Consider the following 21275-nt stretch of genomic DNA (forward strand, 5'->3'; position numbering starts at 1 on the left):
GATCGGTGTCAGGCGGGCGTTGGGGTGTGTATGCATGGAGTGTGAGGTCTGGGGCTGTTGGGTCGCACCACAACCCTGTCGGCCTCACACCCCTTTGTCAGCCGGAACAACCTGGTGGCACTACACAACTAGGGATCAGTTGGTTGTTTCGAACTACTTCCTTTCCAGTGACTATGGTGTAGAGACTTTTCGATTCTCCAACGGCGTCACTTTCGGCGAAGCAGAGGTTCTTGCTCTCATTCCACCGGGATAGGCGCGCCATGGCCGTGATCGGGATTGCCGCGCATCACCTCCTCAGCCGCCTCGACCGGAGCCGAGACACATTGCGGCGCACTGAGTTGTGCCGGCGCTGCCAGGCCTGACGGCGGGAGGCGGCTTGGACCGTCCTGAGCTCGACGCCCTCCTGCAGGTCGGCGCGCTGACGCCGGTAGCGATCGGTGTGGGCGACCCGGCCGCCGAGGCTGTGGTTGTTTCTGGCGAGTTGCCGGCGACGTTCCACCTCGGCATCAAGGGTCTGCTGCAGGGCCACAAGCTCCTTCTGCAGTTGCCGTTCGGCCTTCGATGGCTGCTGCTCGGAGCCAAGCGCGGCATTGTCCGCTTCCAGTCCCTGGAGGCGGACTTCGAGGCGATCGATCAGCACCTGTTGGCCCCGCCACACCTCTTTGCGCCGGTGCAGCAGCGCGCCCAGTCGGGAACGGTCCTTTGGCTGGGTGCGTGTGTTCGCTTCGCACGGCCGGGCGGGATCCCTCAGCAGCCCCGTGCGCCCGGAGGGGCTCCAGCTCAACGAGGTCCTGAACGGCCTCGAGGTGTCTGAGTTCGTCGTCGTTGGCGCACGTATGCCGCAGCACCTGCGTCGGCACAGGCTCCTGGGCGCCGATGCGCCGCAGGTTCTTCAGCCGGCCACGGTCGTGCCAGTCATCTACTAGGGCCTTCTGGTCGACAGCTTCGAGCATCGCGCCAACTCCCCGGTGCATGGCCGTTAGCGGATGGGCTTCAGGAGCCGGATCCGCCTGGTCGGTCACGGCAGTCAGGACTGGCTGTCACGGAGTCGCTCGAGCCGCAGCAGGCGTTGGGCGTGGAGGTCGGTCTCCGCCGACCAGCCACCCAGCCGCGGCTCCGGGGCTTCCGGCTCTCCGGCAGACGGATCGTGGGCGGGTTGCGCAGGGGGCGGACCATCCAGGGTGGCGACCACCAGCAGGGCCACCAGCAGCTGCGCCAGGAAGGGGAGATCGACCATGGGGATGGACATCGGCGGCAAGGACTCGGTTCAGTTCCTCAGCCACCTTCCACCGGGCAGGGGGAGTCGCTGCCCTTTCACCTGCGAAGCAGGAATCGGGCCGTGAGGCCTGAAGATCTGTAACAGTCGATACAGTGGAAGCCAGAACTCCAGCGGGAGGACACCCCCCATGGCCAGCGGTTGCTTTCCCCATCAGTTCGAAGGCAGTTTCTCCGCCTTCAAGGAGCGGCAGCTGGTCTTCGCGCTCACCCGCCAGCTGGCCGACGCCCAGTTCCGGCGGGGCGACCGTTCCCGAAGCGAGCGCCTCTGGCAGGAAGCCGCCGCTGAGGCCATGGATGCGGAGCGGATCATTGGCCTGCTTTTCGGCGTCCACGACCATGACGACCCGGCGGCCATGGAAGCGGTGGATCGCCCCTGGCGCGAGCGGCAACAGGAGGCCTTGCGCCGTGCCGGCACGCCCCTGGCCCGGCTGGCGCGCCTCACCGGGCGTCGCCCGTCGCGGATCCCCAGGCCCCACCGATCGGCGGGTTCAGGCCTGGTCCCCCTCGCCGGCTCCGGCCGCTGAGCTGGCCGGTCCCGCTGATCGGAGCCGTCAGGCCACGAATCGCCCATACAGCCAGCGCACGAAACCGCCCACCAGCGGCACCGGGGTGAAGGTGGGGCCGACGAAGTCGAAATAGTCGCGGTGGTCGACGATCCGGCCGTCGGCGCCCAGGCGGAGCCGGCTGGTGCCGGGGTAGAGGAATTCGATGCCCTTGATCTTCAGGCCCATCGTCCATTCCACGAAGGCCACATCGCCGCTGAGGGCGACGGCACCGGGCTCGAGGAAGACGTCATCGCAACGCTGCAGCAACCCCTCCTGGGCCGCGATGTAGGCCGCCAGGCCCTGGCGCTCCTGGGTGGGGTCGGTGAAGTGGACGTCCTCGGCATAGACCGCCCGCCATTGCTCCGGCGTGGGCCCCGAGGCGCCGTAGGGCTTGGTGAACAGGGCCCGGAGCGCGTCTTCCCCCAGCGGTGGCTGCAGCACGGCGGTCATGGCAGGGGGGCTCTCAGACGGCGGCCGGCCGCGGACGGTTCAGGGCCAGCACCGCTCCGCCGATGGCCGCCAGGCCCAGGGCTCCGGCGGCGGCCAGGAACACCAGGGTCTGCAGGGCCAGCAGGAACAGACCCAGGGCCGAGGCCGCCTTGATCTGCACCCTGGCCTTGATCAGCAGGGTGAGCAGCAGCAGCACCGTGGCCTGCAGACCGGCGATCCGGGCGGCCGTGAAGGGGCAGAGGGGAGGCAGCATCAGGGAGACCCGATCAGAAGCAGAAGGGCAGGAACTGGGTGCGGCAGGCGGCGTAGCCGTCGGTCAGGGCGCCGAGGCCGATCTGGTGGGCGATGCCGGAGCCGGTGATGGCTTCGGTGAGCACGCCGATCACCAGGCCGATCATGGCGGCACGGCCGTTGAACAGTTCAACGCGCTTGAGCTGCTCCATGTGGATGGCACGCTCACTGTCGCCCTGGAAGGCGCTGGCGGAAGCGGTGGCGGAGGAATGGGTCATGGATCCGGAAAGGGGGGGTGGAAGGGAAGCGGTGGACGGTGGGGCGATCAGCCGAGGCCGATCTGGGCGAGGATCCCCTGGCCGGTGAGCAGTTCGGTGCCGAGGCCGATGACGAAGCCGAGCATGGCGAGACGGCCGTTCCAGGTTTCGGCGAAGGCGACGAAGCCGAAGCGGGAGGTGGAGTCGGTCATGAGTGTTTCAGTTTGTTTCGTGAATTGTAACAGCTTGTAAAGGATCGTGTCAATTCGAGCCGCTGCGGATCCGCAGCGGTGCTCTGCGGCGGCCCCGGTAGCATCGAAACAGCTGCGGCCCAGTCGATGTCGAGCGGTTCCCTGCCCGCCGAGCTGATCCGCCGCTACCGTCGACTGTTCGGCTTCTACGACCGCGATGGTGACGGCCGCCACACCATCGAGGGCGACTTCGAACCGGTGGCGGTGCGGCTCGCGCGGCGCTGGCAGGGACGGCCCGACCGCATCCCCGATCTGCTGGGGCTGCTGCTCGACACCTACCGGCACGAAAACGCTCGCCGCGACCTCAACCACGACGGCACGGTGGATCGGGAGGAGTTCCTCGCCTCCCATGGCCGCGTGTTCGCCGCCTTCGGTGCCGATCCCCAGGCCGCGCGGGAGTTCATGGCCCGCTCCGCCGGCGGCTTCTTCGACGTGCTCGACCTCGATGGCGATGGCCAGCTCGACGGCGACGACCTGGCCGCCTTCGCCGCCGCCTACGGCCATCCCACCGCGGGCATCGCCGCCAACCTCGACCGGATGCTCGCCGGCCTGGGGCTGCCCCCCGGCCGCCTGCCGCGGCAGGCCTTCCTGACGCTGGTGGAGCAGTACTGGTTCGATCCCTCGCCGGAGGTCCCCGGCCGCCACCTGTTCGACGGCGTGGAGCTGGGCTGACGTCAGTCCGGCAGCACGTAGCCATCCAGGCGGGTTCTGGCTCCCTGCCCGCCAATCCTGCCGGCCATGGGGTCGTCGTAGGCCACCCAGGCCAGCAGCTGCCCGTCATGACGCTGCACATCCAGCCCCTCCGGTTTGTCACTGCCTTCTCCGGGGCGACCGGGGCGGCCATCCCGGATCCACAGCAGCGGCTCCGTTGTCTCCAGGGTGACGCCGTCCTTCGGCGGTGCATCCTGCGGGCCAAGGGCGTTGCGCCAGCGGTGCAGGTAGCAGGGGCCCGCCAGGTCCATTGTCGGCCCGGCCAGCACCAGCACGTCGTGGCTGCCGGGGACAACAGCCAGATCCCGCACCGCCAGGCCGCTGAGCGAGAGGTAGCGGCACCGATGGGCCTCCAGGGAGAGGGTGGGCCCGTCGCCATCGAGGCCACCCAGGCGCAGGTCGAGCACCAGGGCGATACCCCGCAGCACCGGTCCGCGCAGCCCCACCAGCACCCGCTCGCCCAGTGCAGCGATGCCTTCGATGTCGAGTCCGTTGTCCTTGCTGGGGATCGCCAGAAACGGAGCGATCCGCCGGTCGCTCGCCAGGGCCTGGGTGAGGGCGTCACGGCCCTCGGCGGCATCGAAGGCCAGCCGCTGCCCGGCCACGGGCCGGCCCTCCCCATCCAGGCGCAGGCAGCCGAGCACATGGGCATTGCGGCTTTGGCTGTCATGCAGTTTCAGGGGTCCTCCTTTGGCGTCGTACCGGCGGCGGCGCAGGGAATGGGAGCCCACCAGCCAGAGGCGATCGCCATCGCGCGCCAGCCCTTCGATGTCCGATTCGCCATCGTCCTTGCCGCCGGCGAGACCGAAGTCCCTGAGCTTCACGGCGCAGAGATCGCCGTAGTGGTGATCGCCGAGGCGCTGCAGCCTGTAGAGGCTGCGTCCCTCATCACCCCCCAGCCACAGCACCCGGTCGATGGCCACCAGGGCGGAGAGGTTCTGCCGCAGTTCCTCGGCCTCCGTGTCCTGTGCGGTCGACAGCTCGAGCAGGCGCTGGTGGCTCGGGACGGCCAGGGGCAGGTCGGCGGCCGGCTGGGGCATGGAGGCAAGGCGGGAGCTTCTTCCCTTGGTAGTGGGGCGTTGGGGGGTGTCAACGTCAGCTCCCGGCCTTCGCTAGAGAGGCGGCGGCGGCAGGGGCGGCGCTGAAGCGCCGCGGACTCCGGGGCCCCCCAGCGCCTGCTGACGGGGGCCCAGCATCTGGGCCAGCCCTGCGATGCGCTCGTCCGGCGGCTCGGGGCCCAGGCTCCAGAGGCTCTCGAAGTAGAAGAAGGCCACCCCCAGGCCCTGGGCGCGGTTGGCGGCCAGCTTGCGGGCCATCAGTTCCAGGGGGGTGGGGCGGTTGCGCTGGCCGCTCATCACGCCGATGGCGGTGGGGATGCGCTGGCGGGCCTCCTGCACCTCCGGCCGACTCAGGTGGGGTTGATAGCTGGCCAGATCGGGCCGGTAGATCTGCACCAGCAGCTCATCGGCGATGCCGCGCCGCACCCACTCCCGCCAGTCCTGCAGCTGCAGCTTGTAGGCGAAGTCGTAGTAGTTGGGGGAGATCGAGATCAGGGCGCCGGGGCGGGCGGCGCGCACCGCCCCGGCCAGCTGGTCGAGGAAGGCGGTGATCCGGTCGGCGCGCCACTTCACCCAGGCGGGGTCCTCGGGGTTGGCCGGTGGCTCCTTTCCGGTCTCCTTGCGATACAGCGCGGTGGTGAAGGGGTCGTAGCCGAACTCCCGCGGCAGGCTCATGTGGTCGTCGAACTGGATGCCGTCGGCGCCCCAGTCGTTCACCACCTCCAGCACCAGGTCGGTGATCAGCTGCTGCACCTCCGGCCGGAAGGGATTGAGCCACACCACCCGGCCAGCGGCGCTGCTGGAGGTGAGCCCGCCGTCGCGGGTCTGGGTGAGCCAGCTGCGATGCCGCTGGGCCAGCGGCGACTCCGGGGGGGCCATGAAGCCGAACTCGAACCAGGGGATCACGGTCAGCCCACGGTTGCGGCCGGCGCTGATCAGCTCGGCCAGGATGTCCTGGCCCTGCAGGCCGCGGAAGCGGAAGTCCTGCAGCTGGCGCGCCTCACTCACGCGACTGGGGTAGTAGGCGAAGCCACCGTTCCAGACCACCGGATAGAGCCGGTTGAAGCCCAGCTCTGCCAGCTGGTTCACGGCGGCCTGCATGCGGCCGCGGTCCCGCAGCACCGGCATGTCGTTGGCGGTGAGCCACACCCCCCGCAGCTCCTCGGGCCGATCCTGGGCCATCGCCGCTGGCGGCTCCTGGGCTTTCGCGGGCGGCGACAGCAGAGGCTGGCCCGACAGCACACCCGACAGCATCCCGGCCAGCAGGCCGCCGCAGAGGACCAGGGCGACCCAGCGGCGGGGGCCGCGCCGGTTCAAGCCAGCCATGGTGTCCAGGGATCGGTGCTGCTGTGGCTTCCACGATGGAGCCGATTCCGCCCCGCTACGACCAGTGTCCGCCGGGTGCAGGGCTGGCACGGGAGGCCCGTTAGGGTCCGTGAGCGTCATGGCGATCGCGATGGGCCTGCTGGTGGACGGGGTCTGGAGGGATCAGTGGTATGACACCGCCAGCAGCGCCGGCCGCTTCGAGCGCTCGCGGGCGGCCTTCCGCCACTGGATCACCCCGGACGGATCGGCCGGGCCGAGCGGGGAGGCCGGATTCGCCGCTGAGGCCGGCCGCTACCACCTCTATGTGTCACTGGCCTGCCCCTGGGCCCACCGCACCCGGATCCTGCGCGCCCGCAAGGGGCTGGAGGAGCTGATCCCACACTCCGTCGTGCACTGGTTCATGGGCGAGCGGGGCTGGACCTTCCAGGCGGCGGAGGGGGTGGTGCCGGATCCCAACGAGGGCGCCGAAGCCCTGCACGAGCTCTACACCGTGGCCGATCCCCACTACAGCGGCCGCGTCACCGTGCCGGTGCTGTGGGACAAGCAACGGCGCACGATCGTGAGCAATGAATCCTCCGAGATCCTGCGGATGTTCAACAGCGCCTTCGATCACCTGGGCGCCCGGGAGGGGGACGTCTATCCCGCGGCGCTGCGCGAGCAGATCGACCGCCTCAATGAGCGGATCTACACGACCGTGAACAACGGGGTGTACCGCTGTGGTTTCGCCACCACCCAGGAGGCCTACGAAGAGGCGCTGGGTCCCCTGTTCGCCACGCTCGACTGGCTGGACGGACACCTGGCCGGCCGGCGCTATCTGCTGGGATCGGCGATCACCGAAGCGGACTGGCGCCTGTTCACCACCCTGCTGCGGTTTGATCCGGTCTACGTGGGGCACTTCAAGTGCAACCTGAAACGGCTGGTGGACTACCCCCACCTGTTCGCCTACACCCGCGATCTCTACCAGGTGCCGGGGGTGGCGGAAACGGTGAACATGGGCCACATCAAGCGCCACTATTACCAGAGCCACACCATGATCAATCCCACGGGCGTGGTGCCGGTGGGTCCGGAGATCGACTTTCTGCTCCCCCATGGTCGGGAGCCTCTGGGGGCGGCGGCGGATCAAGGGGATCGGTCACATCGAAGCAACTGAAATCGAGGAACACGCTGTCGGGGCCGTCGATCTGCACCATGTCGCGGAACTGCTCCCCCAGCCGCAGATCGGCCGCCCCGTAGCTGCAGCGAAAGTGCACCGGTGCCAGCAGGATCTCGTCGAGTCCCTGGAAGGCCACGAGAATTTCAGCCTGGCGCCGCTCCAGCTGCTCCCTGCTGAGGCCGAAGAGGGGGCTGTGCTGGTCGACGCGGTGCATCACGGTCCACATCAGCTGGAAGCTGATCGACTGATCACGCACCAGCGGCAGGGACACGAGGCGGCGCATCCGACGGCCGCCGCTGTCCTCATTCATGGCCAGGGAGGCCCGTATCCGCCCATCCACCAGGCTGTTCTGGCGCACGTTGGCCACCCGGAACGTGAGGGTGGGGTGCCCCTGCCAGGGTTCGATCGTGGCCACCCGGCTGAAGCGCAGGCGGGCCCGGCTGCGGGAGAAGCGGGCAAAGGCCAGGCCGGTGGTGACGGCGATGAACAACAGCCCGAAGAAGGCCTCCACCGTGACCACCAGATTCACCCAGAGGCTGCTGGGATGGAGCACGCCGTAACCGATCGAACCGAGGGTCTGGACGCTGAAGAAAAAGGCATCCAGAACGGAAAGGCGCTGGCCATCGGGGGCCCCGCCGATGCCATCGAGATCCAGCGCATAGAGCAGCGTGAAGGCGAGATTGAGCAGCAGATAGCTGGCGGCGATGCTCAGCAGAAACCCCGGCCAGGGAATGGCCAGCATGAAGCGATAGGGCTCCCGCCAGTGGCGTTGCCAGCCCCGACGTTCCTCCGCATGGAGCACCCCGCCCCGGTGGCTCAGCCGTACCGACCGGATCGGCTGGCGACGCTCGACCGATGGGCCCATCCCCAATCCAGTGGTGGAGGAACCATCGTGACATCAAAAGGTACCCGGGGAATGCCACCTTGCACACCAATAAGAAATGTGGGACCCTTCCTCCTCGCTCTGACGTGCCACTGAGACTGGGTCCCAGATGGTGGCATCAGGACAACGCGAATGGCAGATGCGGAACGGGGCCGGACATTCAACAATATCGTCTCAGGTATCGCCGCCATCGCCGGCACCATCGGGCTGATTGTCGCCACGATCACCTCCAACGAAGTCAACAAGCTGTCGCAGCAATCACGCACGGCGGGACTGGTCGGTGATCTCACCGACAAACTCACATCAAAGCAACTCGGCAGAGACATCTCCCTGCTGGCCATCGAGCACATGCTCAACACCGAGCCTGGCAAAGACAAGGCCCCTCGTGACAAGTTGCTGCTTGCGAGAATCTCGATTCTGTTGATCGAGGGGTCATCCGGGGAAGAGTCAATCCAGGCACAAAACAGCAATTCCCGCCTTGCGTCTGCCACCCAGACCCAGTTCAACCACGGCGTCGACCAAGCGGCGAGGGTGTTGAATCGCCTGGTGGAAAGTTCCGGCGAGGCCTGCAACGATTATTACCAACAACAGGTCTTCAGCCTCAATCTGAAGTTCGGTGACAGGGACCTGACGTCGGTCGCTGACATCGCGGCCGATTGCGGGGAAGCCGGGGCCCTGGCGATTGAAGCGTTGCGCAAGCAGGTGGAAGGCAAGGACAGCACTGGCGAACAGTCGGTCAGTGTCTCCCAGCTGGCCCAGGACACCATCACCGATCCCAGGCTGGTGGCGGGCTCATTGGCCCAGGCCAGAGTCGTCAACCAGCTCAATGCCGTCAGGCTCGAAACGGCTCGTGCCAAAAGCGCCTACACCGAACCCAGCCTGGCCGTCGTCACCGTTCATCTGGACGATCCTGCCATCGCCGAACAACTGAGACCCATTCTGATCCAGCTCTCCGCAAAACGCTGGTACATCGTCTCGGGTGTGCGCGTCGTCGAACCCTCCTCAAGCAGCTGCGGTGCCTACAACTCCGTGCGTTTCTTCCACCAGGCCGACAGCGAGCTGGCCAGGCAGCTGATCGCCCAGATCGAAACTCTCAAGACCAGGTCGTCTCCTGTGCGGGCCCTTCTTGCCGGATCCGGCAATACAAAGCCTGGCTTCTCTCCCATCGACCTGAGCACATGGAGGTACGCACGCTCCGTCCCCCAGGGCACCGTGGAACTGTGGCTGGCCTCCAAGGGAACCAGCTGCCAGGCGGCCGCGGGCCGCACGTGACGGGGTCAACGTGAGCGGTGCCCAGCCATCCCGCTCCCTTGGACCATCCCCTGCTGCTGAGCGCCGCCGGGCTCGAGCGGCGGCTGGGGGATCGGCTGCTCTGGAGCCGGCTGGATCTCGACCTGGCCGGCGGTGATCGCCTGGGGCTGGTGGCGCCCTCGGGGGCGGGGAAAACCCTGCTGCTGCGCACCCTGGCCCTGCTCGACCCTCCGCAGGCCGGAGCGTTCCACCTGTTGGGACGCCCTCCGGCGGCGTGGGGTGTACCTCGCTGGCGGGCCATGGTGCTGTACCTCGCCCAGCGGCCGGTCGCCGGCGGGGGCAGCGTGGCGGCGAACCTGCGCGCGCCCTGGCGGTTCCGGGAGCGGCGCGGGCTGGGCAGGTGGAGCCACGAGCGAATCACCGGCTGGCTGGCGGCCCTGGGACGCGATGCCTCGTTCCTGGATTACGACGCCGAGCGGCTGTCCGGCGGTGAGCTGCAGTTGCTGGCCCTGCTGCGGGGCCTGCAGTTCGATCCCACCGTGCTGCTGCTGGATGAACCCACCGCTTCCCTCGACGGGGCCACCACCGCCGCCGTCGAGGCCCTGCTGACCGACTGGCTCGCCGCCGGTCCGCGTGCCTGCGTGGTCATCAGCCATGACGGCGAGCAGATCGAGCGTTTCGCCACCCGCACCCTGGAGCTGCAGCGATGACCCCATCGAGCGCCGGCGCCCTGACGATCAGTGATGGCCGCCTGGCCCTCTCCGCCCTGCTGATCCTGGTGAACGTGGGTCTCTCGGCGGCGCTGCGCCTGGGCCTGTCCCGCAGCCTGCTGGTGGCGTCGGTGCGGATGGTGGTGCAGCTGCTGCTGGTGGGGTTCGTGCTCGAGTGGCTGTTCCACCAGGACCAGGCGCCGCTGATCGTGCTGGTGGGGGCGGCGATGGCGCTGATCGCCGGGGTGTCCGCCGTGCAACGCACCCGGCAGCGCTTTGCCGGCATCTACCTGAACAGCCTGCTGTCGGTGATGGCCTCCTCGGCGCTGGTCACGGGGCTGGCGGTGACCGGACTGATCCAGCCCCAGCCTTGGTACAAACCCCAGTATCTGATCCCGCTGCTGGGGATGGTGCTGGGCAACACGCTCAACGGCCTCTCCCTGGGACTCGATCGCTTCATGGAAGGTCTGCGCAGCGGGCGCGACCAGGTCGAAACGGATCTGGCCCTGGGGGCGACCCGCTGGGAGGCGTGCCGGGCGGTGGTGCGTGACGCCATCCGCGTCGCCATGATCCCGACGATCAACTCGATGATGGTGATGGGCCTGGTGAGCCTGCCGGGGATGATGACCGGGCAGATCCTCCAGGGGGCGGCGCCAGCGGCGGCGGTTCGCTACCAGATCGTGATCCTGTTCATGATCGCGTCGGCGACGGCGCTGGGGGTGTTCGCGGTTGTGGGCCTGGCCTATGGGCGACTCACCAGCGCCGACCATCAGCTGCGGCTCGATCGACTGGTCAAGGTTGGCGGACAGGCTGAATGGCGGCCCGCTGGGGCCTTCCTGAGCTGGCGGCGGCGTGGACGGAGCCAGGAAAAGACCAGGATGAAGAGCATCGATAAGCGATAGAAGATTCCGACTGATTACAATCGTCACCCACCATCTGCCGCACCTCTGGCGAAGGGTTGCTCCATTCACTGGTCCTCAACAGATGCAGTGCATCTCAGCGGCCATTGACACCACGGAACTTCGTATCAAGATCCAATGAGATCGTGCTGCGTGTCGACGCATGATTGCTGCACTTCTATCTGCACAGCCAGGAATGGGCAGTAGGATTAAGCTGAACATTCCAAGAGATCTGATATGAAGACTTTATTGATGTCTTTTCTTTCGCTGGGCTTGCTCATGGCATCACTGTTGATTCAATCTCCAGCAATGGCCCTTTCGATCCCTTTTTCCCAACCCCAGTCGCTGCTCGGAGCGCAATCAGGAAAAGCTCCAGCCTCAACGCAAGATACCGACAGCAAGCTTCAATCCACCATTGGCTCTGTCACAGGTGAAGGAGGCCAGACGGAGAAGAAAGGAAACACACAAGACAGGGCTGATGATGGCGAGAAAATCGATCAGATGACACAAGGACTGATGAAGGAGAACGGGAAATAGGTGGCATCGGGCTGCCAGGCAATCGTGCCAAAGAAAGGGCCTTGGCTCGGGCCACGGCCACGGTGACCTCAGACGGGCAGCAGCGTTGACCGAACGGAGCTGGGCTCCGCCTTGCACCCAGGCCTGGTCGCAGATTCGAATCCATTCGTCTCTTGTCCTGTTGAAGCATGGGCTCTCGTGAATCGCGGCAGACCTTGCCTGGCCAGTTTCGGTACTTGGTCGCATCAAGTGCGCCAAGCGAGCCCTGCTGCACCGATCAGACCAAGCCGGCACGGTTGCAGAGTCAGGCGGGCCAGGTTCGATACTGTCCCTCAGCCCACTGCCGGCAACCGCCGCACACCAATGGTCCAGCTGATGCATCACCGTCTCGATCTGCAGACGGTCGGCTCCTTCTCCTGCCACGACATCACGACGGACCTGCAGGCTCTGATCGATCGCAGCGGGATCAGCGACGGTTTGCTGGTGGCCGTGGGTCAGCACACCACAACCGCACTTGCCCTCAACGAAAATGAGGAGCGATTGCTGGTTGACATCGAGCGTTTCTTCCTCGAGCTGGCCTCACCGGATCGCCCCTGGCTCCATAACGACCTGCATCTGCGCCCCGGCGTTCCGCCTGACGAACCCCGCAATGCCCACGCCCATCTGATTTCCCTGATGCTGGGCAATCAGCTCAGCCTGCCGGTGGTGGAAGGCCGGCTTGGCATCGGCCGTTGGCAGTCCGTGCTGTTGGTGGAGCTCGACGGCCCACGCCGCCGTGAGGTGCTGCTCACCCTGCTGGCCGGCCAGCGCAACGACCTCTGAATTCGTGTCACTCCAGCCGGCGCTAAGCAGCTCATTCACGCGGCCCATCGCCAGCGTCATCTTGGAGACAACAGCTGAGCCCGGGGCCCATGCCTGAAGCGCCATCTCCCCGGCCTGAGCCACCATCGTCTGCTGGCCGCAACCGCCTGAAATGGGGCGCTGGGCTACGAAGTCCCTGGCGCATACAACGGAAACCAGCCTCAGATAGGGACGTCCCGCCACCCCATGATGCGGAGATCTGAAGGGCTGCTGAGCCACTGGGTCTCAGCGGTGGCGCTTCTGGTCGATGCTCCCTGATTCCTCGTGGGCCTGTAGGAAGGCCTCAAGCTGCGCGCCATAGGCCTCGGGCCTCTCAAGCAGGGCATGGTGCGCCGCTCCAGGGATGACCACCAGGCGCTGCTTGGCGAGTTTCTGCCACCCCTGCATCGAACGGAGGGTGACAAAGTCATGTTCCGCCGCGAGCAGCAGAACGGGCGGATTGAGGCAACTCAGGCTGCGTTCAGGCGCACACCAGTCGGCAATGACATCCACACCACGCCAATGGCTGCCTGGGTTCCCCGGGGCGTAGGCCGCCAGCAAGGCCGGTGGTCGTGGCGACGTTCGACAGACATGGGTCGCCTCAAAGCGGGAAGCGTCGCCGCCAAGATCGGCCAGCAAGGCCGCCACATCCTCGAGCAGTACAGGCACCGAACTGGGCACGTTCGAAAGGGTCAACGAGCGCGGCAGCGGTGGGCCACTGACAGCGGTAAGGGCCTCAAAGGCCAGGATGCCCCCGAACGACTGCCCGTAGAGGTGATAAGCGGGGCGCCCATCGCACATCGGGATCCACCCGTTGGCCACCAGTTCGTCGATCACCGCGACAAGGTCCTGCACGGAGGCGGCAATCGAGTACTCCTCAACCGCAGGGTCAGGCCGGTCACTGCGCCCACATCCCAGTTGATCGAAGAAGATCACGGGTCGGTGCAATTGCTCCACCAAGGGAAACAAATAGTCGCTCGGTATGCCTGGTCCGCCATGGCACACGAGCAACGGAAATGACTCCGTGGAAGCAGCTGGGAGGTGATGGCCAGCCCAAAGGCGACTGGAACCGCCCCGCACCGGCAGCATCAACGACCTCAACCCAGGTGGCATGGTAGTCTGCGCAACCGCTGCCCTGTCACTGGCCCTGTCAGTGGTCATGCCTGTGGGCCAGGGCCGCTCACCTGGATCAGCATGGATACCTGACTGCCGTAATCACCATGGTATCGGGATGATCGCTGCTAAAAGTCGGGCCGATTCACGCGTCGGTGACGGGGAAGGTCGCGGTCGCTTTTCCCTTGAATGGATCCCTGGGCGGAGCCCCTTCTTGCTCAGGTGGGTCGTGTTCTCCAAAAGTGGCTCGGTTCCGGCCCGCCTGGCTGGTGTCGAGCCCTTTTGGTGCAGCTGGAGCCACTGATGGCTCAGGCGGATGATGGCACCTGGGCTGTGGCGCGCTGAGCCAGCCGACGTTCCGCTCCCTCAGAGCGCCTGGGGAATCGTGATCCAGCAGAAGGTGATGGCCGCACCACCCAACAGCACCACAACCAGGGGCCAGGTGTCATCCAGGCGATGCAGATGCCGCAGGAGAGCCTCCTTGGCAACCGGATCTTCCATCGTTTCCATAATACCGTAGCGACGGCCAATCCAAAGCACGAGAACAAAGGCCGCCAGGGTGACCACGTAGGCCACCACATACACCTGATCCAGGAACGTGAGGAAGGGCAGATCAGGCAGTTGGTCGCGGTAGGTCTGCTGCAGAAAGACCAGGGTGAGCAACACCGTGACTGGAATACTGGCGCGGGCATCCTGTTCATCCGGACGCACCTTGAACACCAGCAACACCATCGTCATCAGCACCACAAGGGGCAACAGAAGCCGCCAGAAAGACGCCCATGAAGAGGTGCCGTAGGAGATCTCAAACAGAATCTGGCTGTATTCGTTTTCCTCAACTCCAAGCCCGAAGTTGGTGGCGTAATGGTGACGGTATTCGGCGATCGACCAGCCCATGTTGAGCCAACCGATCATGTGGGCATAGAGACCCATTCCACTGTTGCGGATCTCTGGAAGCAGGCGCAGGTTGCGGTAGCCAAGTTGACCATCCACGTCGTTGGCCTCAATCACCAGCGGCAGACTGATGTTCATGAATGGATAATGACGGAAGCTGGCTCTGTCAACGTAATAACGTCCGACATAGGTGAAGAGCTGGTAATAACTGCCATCCGCAAGCTTTATCGGGGCCTCTCCCACCGGATTTAGGCTGGAATCCTTGTCGGAAAGCAGGGTGTTCAAGACAATAAACAGACTGGAAATATCACCTCCGCGACTCTCCACATAGCGCTGCATGGGCTCCTCCCATCGCAGCCACACATAGCCACTACTGGAATAGCTGGGCACCGTGAGGTCCAGCTCATAATTGCTGGTGGAGTACACCCCCACCTGCACCTTGTAAAGCGCCCGCTCCAGTTCGGTGCGATCGACCTGGTCCTCCCCGGCGCTGAGTTGATCGCCCCGCATGGCGCTCCAGACGCCGATGGGCGGCTTCTCGCCAAGGGGCAGGGTGGTGAGGGCGCGAGACGCCGAGGACAGGCGCAGGGCATCGCGGCTCTGCACCGGAATCACGTCGATGCGGCTGATCCCGAGAATGGCCAGGATGGCCGCCAGAACGACGGCCACCATCGCCAGAACGTTCCACGGTCTTTGCCTGCGCTGCCCCATGCGAACCCGCTGCTGTTCACTGAAGTTAAAGCTGAGCGGGCATGGGCCGGTGGCGGCAATAGGCGTCCTCGGGCTCAGCCTGGCCCTGGCGGTCCCGGGCCTGGGCGCCACACCACCCCCCGCTGAGCTGGTGCTGGGGCAGTCGGCCGCCCTGAGCGGCCCCTCCGCCATGCTCGGGCAGGAATATCGGGAAGGGGCTCTGGCCTACTTCGCCGAGGTGAATCGCCAGGGCGGCATCCATGGACGGCGGTTGAAGCTGCTGAGCCTCGATGACCGCTACGAGCCTCCCCTCACCCTGCGCAACACCCGGCAGTTGATTGAGCGCGACAAGGTGTTCGCCCTGTTCGGCTACGTGGGAACCCCCACCGTCAAGGCGGTGTTGCCCCTGGTGGAGAGCAACAGGATCCCGCTGATCGCCCCCCTGACCGGCGCCCAACTGCTGCGCCAGCCCCTTCGGCCGATGGTGTTCAACCTGCGTGCCAGCTACCACATGGAAATCGACCGGATGGTCGATGACCTGGTGCGCAGCGGTCGCCATCGCATTGCCGTGGTGATCCAGAACGACGCCTTCGGACAGGATGGGCTCAGCGGTGCCCTCAAGGCCCTCAAGCGCCACGGCCTCAAGCCGGTGGCCACGGCCAGGGTGGAGCGCAACTCCACCCAGACAGGGGGGGCGGTCAGCACGGTGATGCGCGCCAACGCCAACGCCGTGGTGATCGTGGCCGCCTACCCCAGCTCAGCCTCCTTCAGCCGCGAGATGCACAGGCAGGGCAGCACGGCCCAGCTGATGAACGTGTCCTTTGTGGGCACCAGTGCCCTGCGGGCCTCCCTGCTGGGCCAAGAAGCCAGCGGCATCGGCATCACGCAGGTGGTGCCATTCCCCTGGAATGAGCGGGTGCCGGTGGTGCGCGAATACCAGCGCCTGATGCGGCGCGAGCAGGCCAGACCGCACTTCGGCTTCTCCAGCCTGGAGGGGTTTCTGGCCGCCAAGTTGACCGTGGAGGGCCTGCGCCGGGCCGGGCCCGCCCCCACCCGCCAGCGCTTTGTCACGGCCCTGGAAACAATGCGGAACGTGGACCTCGGCGGCTTCCGGGTGCATCTGAGCCCCAAGGACCACAACGGCAGCAGCTACGTGGACCTCACCATCCTGGGCTCGCAGCGCTGGGAGCCCTGAGGCCCGAGAATCGGCCTGGTGATCGGTATCAGCCGGCTGGTGTTCGGCTTCTCAGCCGGTGGCGCGTTGCTGGACTGGGATCCAGGGCTTGAACGTTCTTCAGGCCTGGGGCCGGGCCGCCTGGCCGTGGCGAAAGGCCACCGCCCGATAGTCCGTCTTGGCGGCATCGGCCGGCAAGGTCGCCAGGTCCCGGTACATGGCCGCAGCCTGCTTCCCGGAGGTGAACGAGAGGAACTCTCCCTCCACCTCGAAGCGCCACCAGTGCCGCTCGCCCCCCGGCACATGCAGAAGCGTGCCTGCTTCGATCGGGTGCTCCTGATCCCCCACGCCGAACACCACCGGCCCCCTGATGACGAAGAACGTTTCATCCCAGGGATGGCAATGGGGTGCCGGTCCGGTGCCGTTGTTGCCGCTGGTGTAGAAGGCCTCAAAGCTCTGGGCCTCGTCTCCCGAAATCAGGGCCTGGATGTCAAATCCTGCAACCCGGTTCGGCGCTGGCCGTTGCGAGGGCTGAACGATGCGCGCAGAGGTCATGGTGATCCGCTGGATGGTTGCTTCAACGTGGGTGAGCAGCCATTGGCTGTCAACCGGACCGGCAGAACCCCATGGAGCTGGGATCCCTGCTTCGATGGTCCCTTCGGGCCGCTGTGGAGGCCGTCCAGAAGAACCTGGATCGCGACGATGGGTGCTGCCGGTTACCAGCCCTCGATCCACCGCAACGAAGGAGAGTTGCTGCGTCTGCTGGCCCTGGTGCGGGAGAGTGGCGGCCGCCTGCCAATCACCACATGGCGGCCCAACGACTGCCGCCGCTCTCAGGGGAGACGACGACGATCATGACGTCTCCTTGGCTTCAGCCAGGCGCGACGTTCAAATGCCATGCATGGAATGGATCGAAGCAAGAACGCCAGAGAGAGACGCCTTGCGCCAACCAATCGCGCCATAGGCTGATACAGCAGCAGGAAGCGTTGAAGGCAGGCCCCGTCATTCATCGGCGCCGATCGATTCTCATGGCGAAGACTTACATGAAGTTCAGGAAGACTCAAATAGTGGATGCATCAGTCGCTCCATAGTCGCCTCTGCCCACACCGCTGGGAATCCAGCGCCGCTGCACCTGCCAGCGGAACGCCTCCCGCAGCAACGGCCGACGCCCAGGCCCCTGGCGGCGGCCCAGAAGGCGCTGCCGGGCCAGGTTTGACCAGGATCAGGTCTGAACAATGGCTCGTAACGGGGTGACGAGAAGGGTGCTGACCGCATAGAACTGGGACAGAAACGGATCGTTCAGCGGCTCCTGCATGGCTCCTCTTTCAATGGTTTCGGCCCTGGCAGAACTGCATTGCCGCGAACTGGAACTGGTTTTCCGCCTGTTTGATGCCAATGGCGACGGCCAGATCTCGGTGGCCGAAACAGAACGGGCCCTCGCCAACCTGGGCGAAAGCCTCTCCAGCGAAGCGGGCGCCGAGTTGCTGGCCCTGGCCAACGAGCGCGGCTATCTCGACAGCCACGAATTCACCGCCTGGGCCCTGGGGCAGGGGGGCTTCGATCTCAGCCGCAACCTCCGCGAGATCTTTGCTCTGGTCGATCGCGATGGCAGCGGCAGCCTCAGCCTCGACGAGATGTCAGTGCTGCTCTCGGTGTTCGAAGACAACCCAGACGTCCAGCGCCTCGAGGCCCTGATCCAGGCCCATGACGTGGATCAAAGCGGCACCATCAGCTATGACGAGTTTCTGAACCTGTTGCTCAGCGATGGCCAGCTGGCCCTCTCTCTGGCTGACATGAAGCGGCTCAAGAAAACGCTGGTTCACTACAGCACCGGTAGCCGTTGCTCCAAGATCGGCCTTGTGGAGGTGGACTGCGATCTAGGGGCCGGCATCCCCGGCTCAGGCTCAGGTATTGAGCTGCTCAAGCAGGCTGCCCAGCGTCAAAAGGACCTGCGCCGCATCCGCGACCAGCTGATCGAGGAGATCTCCGAGCAGCAGCTGCCCCGTGCCCGTGCCAGCGAAATCAGCGGCGGAGAGATCACGCCCCATGCCCGCCACATCCGCGTCATTTCCCAGGTGATGGCTCAGGCTTCCGAGCTGGTCGCCAGCTCCCGGCAGCGGGGCCTGTTTCCGGTGGTCCTGGCCGGCGATCATTCCACCGCCGCCGGCACGATCGCCGGGCTGCGCCGCGCCCACCCCGACAGCCGCCTGGGCGTGGTCTGGATCGATGCCCATGCCGACATCCATTCGCCCTACACCACCCCCTCCGGCAACATGCATGGCATGCCACTGGGGGTGGCCACCGGCCACGACAATCTCCACCACGCCATCAATGATCCGGCAGGGGAAACCGCAGATCTCTGGAAGTGGTGCCAGGCGCTCTGCGGAACCGGCAAGCCGGCGATCCTGCTGCGGGATCTGATCTATGTCAGCGTCCGGGACACCGAACCGGCGGAAGAAGCCACCATTCGCGATTTTGGTTTGCCGATCGTCAGCACCGAGGAGGTGCGGCGCATCGGTGGCGAGGCGGCTGCCCGGCGCTGCCTGGACTACCTGGCGGACTGCGATCTGATCTATGTCAGTTTCGACGTCGACAGCATGGATGCCACCGTCTGCAAAGGGACGGGCACACCGGTGCTGGGCGGTCTGTGGGCCCACGAAGCCCTGGAGATCAACCGCACCCTGCTGCGCGATCCTCGGGTCTGCTGCTGGGAGATCTGCGAGATCAACCCCCACCTCGACACGCTCAATTCCCTGGCCGAAGTGTCACTTGGCATCTATCAGGGGGTGCTGGACGTGCTGGAGGAGCGTTTGTAGGCCGGAGCGTCTCCCCTCCGCGATGGCACTGACCCGCCGAGAGCCCCCGCAACGGAGGACGCCTGGTCCTGTTCCCGGTTGACCCGATCCCTGCCGCCCACTTGCTTCTCCTGACCTGCGCCTGGCCGTGCCATGCCCCCCGCTGCATCCCCCCTGCCGGCCTACGAGCTGCTGCAAGGCTTCCTGAAGGCTGAGCCGCCGGGCCGCAGCGGGCTGGAGCACCTCCTGCCCAGCAGTGGAACCCTGCCGGGCATCACCCGTCTGGGGGGCCATCACCCCCTGGCCCACACACTGGTGGGCTGGCTGCGCAGCTGCGGCCAGGTGATCTTCATCAACAATCCGCTCAGCGGTCTGCTGCTGCTGCTGGCCATGGCGCTGCAGTCATTCTGGGCGGCGGCACTGACCTTGCTGGGCATCGTGGCGGCCCACCTCGTCGCCCGGGCGATCGGCGCCGATCGCCAGGCGCGACGCAACGGCATCTATGGATTCAACGGCGCCCTGGTGGGCGGTGCGGTGGCGGCCCTGGCCGATCACGGCACGGCGATCCCGTCGCTGGCCTGGCTGCTGCTGACGGTGCTGGGGGCCGGCCTCACCACCCTGCTGGTGCATGGGCTGGGGCGGTGGCTGGTGCGGGTTGTCGGTCTGCCCCCGCTCACCCTGCCCTTCTGCCTGGTCACCTGGTCGTTGCTGCTGCTGGCCGCAGCCCTGGCTCACCCGGAGCTGAAACTGCTGCAGGCCAGCCAACCGGAGTCGGTCAGCGGCCCGCTGGTCGCCCTGCTCCAGGCCATCCCCAAAGGCTTTGGCCAGGTGTTTTTCTGTTCCAACCTGCTCTCCGGCTCTCTGGTGCTTCTGGCGGTGGTGGTGGCCAGCCCCATGGCGGGCCTGGTGGGAGTGGCCGGAGCCCTGGTGGGAGGTCTCACCGGCCTGGGGCTCGGGGCGCCCGCCGCTGATGTGGCCCAGGGCCTGTGGAGCTTCGACGGCGTGCTCACCGCCATCGCCGTGGCGGGTGTGTTCTATCCCCTCAACCGCCTCAGCCTTGGGGCCGGACTGGCGGGAGCGGCACTCGGCAGTCTGTTGATGGTGCCGCTGGGGAGCCTGCTGCAGGCCGTCACAGGTCGGCCCCTGCCCGTGCTCACCCTGCCGTTCATCGTCTCCACCGCGCTGTTGCTGCTGCTGCTGAAGCGCATGGTTCCGGCCCTGATTCCGGTGGGCCTGCATTCGATCCTCACCCCCGAGGAACATCGCCGCCGCTTTGATGTGGCTCGCCGGCTGATGGGCGATTTCCGCCGACAGCTGCGCGGTGCCCTGGCCGGGGATCGCTACCCCTCCCTGCTGGCCCGGGCCGAGCCGGTCTTGGTGACGGAGCTGGAGACGCTTTTCGCCTCGCTCGATCGGGACCAGGATCGGCGGCTGAGTGTGGCGGAACTGGCGGAGGGCCTGGGGGTCGGTTCTACCGATGGGGCGGTGGGAACCGACCAGCTGGCCGCTGTGTTGCAAGCGAGCGATCTCGATGGCGATGGCAGCGTCGATGCGGTGGAGTTCAGCGAGTTGCTGCTGCGGCTGCGGCGGCTGCGCGAGGGGGAGGAACGGCTGTTGCAGTACCTGTTGCCGATCGATGGCGATGGCAACGACCATCTGGATCCGGCGGAACTCAACCGGCTGCTGCGCAGCGTGGGCCAGGCGCCCCTGGAACCCGCAGAGCAGAGCCACGTCTTCGGCGCCCAGCTGCAGGGCCTGACCTGGAAGCAACTCCTCGATCGCCTGCTGCTGATCTGAGGCTTGTGGGCCTGGCCCTCGGACCAGCGGCGGGATGCCCCATCCCTTGCATTCCCGAGTTCGACCCAGCGATGGCGAATCGGTCTGGCTCTGTTGCGCGATCCCTCCCGGCGCCCCCAAGCGCTTCGAGCTCAACGGCATCGGGAGGGTCTGGCCTTGAACCACCGATCAGCAGTCCCTGCCAGTCACAAACTCGCGTCAGGTTCTGTGATGGCTGGGGGCCAGACCATGGACGGGGGTTTCCAGCCCGGCAAGACGGGCCTTGAGTTGCAGCGCCAGATAGAGCGAATAGTGGCGGCACTGGTGCAGATTGCCGCCGTGGACCCAGATGTCAAGCGACATCCGGAATTGGTCCTCCGGCGACATGAAATCTGGCCCACCCTGTGAGGCTGTAGCCCCGGCTTGTTGACGCCGTAGCCGGCGCCGGTTGGTCTTGCTCATCAGTCCATTGGGATG

25 protein-coding genes are annotated in these 21275 nt (G+C 66.1%); 12 read left to right on the top strand and 13 right to left on the bottom strand.

Translation table 11 applies throughout. The features are described from left to right. Positions 1-34 precede the first annotated feature (34 nt). Positions 35-253: a calcium-binding protein gene (locus VB737_RS00670; RefSeq protein WP_500310304.1), complete on the top strand. Its 219-nt coding sequence runs from the start codon at positions 35-37 to the stop codon at positions 251-253. Positions 254-286: 33 nt separating this feature from the next. On the opposite strand, the gene VB737_RS00675 is transcribed toward VB737_RS00670, so the two are convergent. Next, complete coding sequence (locus VB737_RS00675) at positions 287-640, bottom strand: hypothetical protein (RefSeq protein ID WP_500310264.1); 354 nt, start codon at positions 638-640, stop codon at positions 287-289. A 387-nt stretch (positions 641-1027) separates the two neighbouring features. Next, positions 1028-1237 carry a hypothetical protein gene (locus VB737_RS00680; RefSeq protein ID WP_500310266.1) on the bottom strand — a complete coding sequence of 70 codons (210 nt, stop codon included), beginning with the start codon at positions 1235-1237 and terminating at the stop codon, positions 1028-1030. A gap of 169 nt (positions 1238-1406) precedes the next feature. Here VB737_RS00680 and VB737_RS00685 point away from each other — a divergent pair, with 169 nt between their 5' ends. Continuing rightward, the gene (locus VB737_RS00685) at positions 1407-1802 is read left to right on the top strand and encodes a hypothetical protein (RefSeq protein WP_500310268.1); all 396 of its coding nucleotides are present in this window, start codon (positions 1407-1409) and stop codon (positions 1800-1802) included. Positions 1803-1829: 27 nt separating this feature from the next. On the opposite strand, the gene VB737_RS00690 is transcribed toward VB737_RS00685, so the two are convergent. From VB737_RS00690 to VB737_RS00705, 4 genes are read right to left on the bottom strand one after another with little or no spacing between them, the layout of a single operon-like run. Continuing rightward, positions 1830-2273 (bottom strand): nuclear transport factor 2 family protein, encoded by a 444-nt coding sequence (locus tag VB737_RS00690; protein WP_500310269.1) that lies wholly within the window; start codon positions 2271-2273, stop codon positions 1830-1832. A 13-nt stretch (positions 2274-2286) separates the two neighbouring features. Continuing rightward, a complete protein-coding gene (locus tag VB737_RS00695; RefSeq protein ID WP_500310271.1) occupies positions 2287-2526 on the bottom strand; it encodes a hypothetical protein in 240 nt (79 codons plus the stop codon). 13 nt (positions 2527-2539) lie between these two features. After that, complete coding sequence (locus VB737_RS00700) at positions 2540-2782, bottom strand: high light inducible protein (protein WP_500310273.1); 243 nt, start codon at positions 2780-2782, stop codon at positions 2540-2542. Between the two features lie 47 nt (positions 2783-2829). Continuing rightward, complete coding sequence (locus VB737_RS00705; RefSeq protein ID WP_500310275.1) at positions 2830-2973, bottom strand: CAB/ELIP/HLIP family chlorophyll-binding protein; 144 nt, start codon at positions 2971-2973, stop codon at positions 2830-2832. Positions 2974-3099: 126 nt separating this feature from the next. Here VB737_RS00705 and VB737_RS00710 point away from each other — a divergent pair, with 126 nt between their 5' ends. Continuing rightward, positions 3100-3684, top strand: a complete 585-nt coding sequence (locus VB737_RS00710) for an EF-hand domain-containing protein (protein ID WP_500310277.1) — start codon at positions 3100-3102, stop codon at positions 3682-3684. A gap of 2 nt (positions 3685-3686) precedes the next feature. On the opposite strand, the gene VB737_RS00715 is transcribed toward VB737_RS00710, so the two are convergent. Then, the gene (locus tag VB737_RS00715; protein ID WP_500310279.1) at positions 3687-4763 is read right to left on the bottom strand and encodes a DUF3616 domain-containing protein; all 1077 of its coding nucleotides are present in this window, start codon (positions 4761-4763) and stop codon (positions 3687-3689) included. A 72-nt stretch (positions 4764-4835) separates the two neighbouring features. Continuing rightward, the gene (locus VB737_RS00720) at positions 4836-6107 is read right to left on the bottom strand and encodes a family 10 glycosylhydrolase (protein WP_500310281.1); all 1272 of its coding nucleotides are present in this window, start codon (positions 6105-6107) and stop codon (positions 4836-4838) included. 130 nt (positions 6108-6237) lie between these two features. Here VB737_RS00720 and VB737_RS00725 point away from each other — a divergent pair, with 130 nt between their 5' ends. Further along, positions 6238-7257, top strand: a complete 1020-nt coding sequence (locus VB737_RS00725; RefSeq protein ID WP_500310305.1) for a glutathione S-transferase family protein — start codon at positions 6238-6240, stop codon at positions 7255-7257. Here VB737_RS00725 and VB737_RS00730 read toward each other — a convergent pair. Then, the gene (locus tag VB737_RS00730) at positions 7142-8125 is read right to left on the bottom strand and encodes an ion channel (RefSeq protein ID WP_500310283.1); all 984 of its coding nucleotides are present in this window, start codon (positions 8123-8125) and stop codon (positions 7142-7144) included. The genes VB737_RS00725 and VB737_RS00730 overlap by 116 nt on opposite strands. Positions 8126-8275: 150 nt before the next feature. Between VB737_RS00730 and VB737_RS00735 the strand changes: the two genes are divergently transcribed. The 5 genes from VB737_RS00735 to VB737_RS00755 all read left to right on the top strand — a co-directional run bounded on the left by VB737_RS00735 (position 8276) and on the right by VB737_RS00755 (position 12341). After that, positions 8276-9415: a hypothetical protein gene (locus VB737_RS00735; RefSeq protein WP_500310285.1), complete on the top strand. Its 1140-nt coding sequence runs from the start codon at positions 8276-8278 to the stop codon at positions 9413-9415. A 38-nt stretch (positions 9416-9453) separates the two neighbouring features. Beyond that, a complete protein-coding gene (locus tag VB737_RS00740) occupies positions 9454-10104 on the top strand; it encodes an ABC transporter ATP-binding protein (RefSeq protein ID WP_500310287.1) in 651 nt (216 codons plus the stop codon). Continuing rightward, complete coding sequence (locus VB737_RS00745; RefSeq protein ID WP_323243415.1) at positions 10101-11006, top strand: ABC transporter permease; 906 nt, start codon at positions 10101-10103, stop codon at positions 11004-11006. The genes VB737_RS00740 and VB737_RS00745 overlap by 4 nt, the downstream gene beginning before the upstream one ends. Before the next feature lie 234 nt (positions 11007-11240). After that, the gene (locus VB737_RS00750; RefSeq protein ID WP_323243414.1) at positions 11241-11540 is read left to right on the top strand and encodes a hypothetical protein; all 300 of its coding nucleotides are present in this window, start codon (positions 11241-11243) and stop codon (positions 11538-11540) included. Between the two features lie 354 nt (positions 11541-11894). Then, positions 11895-12341, top strand: a complete 447-nt coding sequence (locus tag VB737_RS00755) for a secondary thiamine-phosphate synthase enzyme YjbQ (protein ID WP_500310290.1) — start codon at positions 11895-11897, stop codon at positions 12339-12341. A 264-nt stretch (positions 12342-12605) separates the two neighbouring features. Here VB737_RS00755 and VB737_RS00760 read toward each other — a convergent pair whose 3' ends face one another. Further along, entirely contained in the window at positions 12606-13520 is a 915-nt protein-coding gene (locus VB737_RS00760) for an alpha/beta fold hydrolase (RefSeq protein ID WP_500310292.1), read from the bottom strand. Positions 13521-13838: 318 nt separating this feature from the next. Further along, entirely contained in the window at positions 13839-15074 is a 1236-nt protein-coding gene (locus tag VB737_RS00765; protein ID WP_500310294.1) for a hypothetical protein, read from the bottom strand. A gap of 49 nt (positions 15075-15123) precedes the next feature. Here VB737_RS00765 and VB737_RS00770 point away from each other — a divergent pair, with 49 nt between their 5' ends. Beyond that, on the top strand, positions 15124-16248 hold the full coding sequence (locus VB737_RS00770; RefSeq protein ID WP_500310295.1) for an ABC transporter substrate-binding protein: 1125 nt from the start codon (positions 15124-15126) through the stop codon (positions 16246-16248). Between the two features lie 99 nt (positions 16249-16347). Here the strand turns inward: VB737_RS00770 and VB737_RS00775 are convergent, their stop codons facing one another. Then, a complete protein-coding gene (locus tag VB737_RS00775) occupies positions 16348-16782 on the bottom strand; it encodes a cupin domain-containing protein (protein WP_500310297.1) in 435 nt (144 codons plus the stop codon). A 758-nt stretch (positions 16783-17540) separates the two neighbouring features. Here VB737_RS00775 and VB737_RS00780 point away from each other — a divergent pair. Both VB737_RS00780 and VB737_RS00785 read left to right on the top strand, forming a co-directional pair. Next, positions 17541-19043 (top strand): arginase family protein, encoded by a 1503-nt coding sequence (locus VB737_RS00780; RefSeq protein ID WP_500310298.1) that lies wholly within the window; start codon positions 17541-17543, stop codon positions 19041-19043. A 132-nt stretch (positions 19044-19175) separates the two neighbouring features. After that, the gene (locus tag VB737_RS00785) at positions 19176-20819 is read left to right on the top strand and encodes an urea transporter (protein ID WP_500310300.1); all 1644 of its coding nucleotides are present in this window, start codon (positions 19176-19178) and stop codon (positions 20817-20819) included. Between the two features lie 198 nt (positions 20820-21017). Here the strand turns inward: VB737_RS00785 and VB737_RS00790 are convergent. Then, on the bottom strand, positions 21018-21275 hold a 258-nt coding region (locus tag VB737_RS00790), incomplete at its 5' end, for a hypothetical protein (protein WP_500310302.1).

Source organism: Synechococcus sp. BA-120 BA3 (genome assembly GCF_034931285.1).
In the GTDB taxonomy this organism is placed as follows: domain Bacteria; phylum Cyanobacteriota; class Cyanobacteriia; order PCC-6307; family Cyanobiaceae; genus Cyanobium.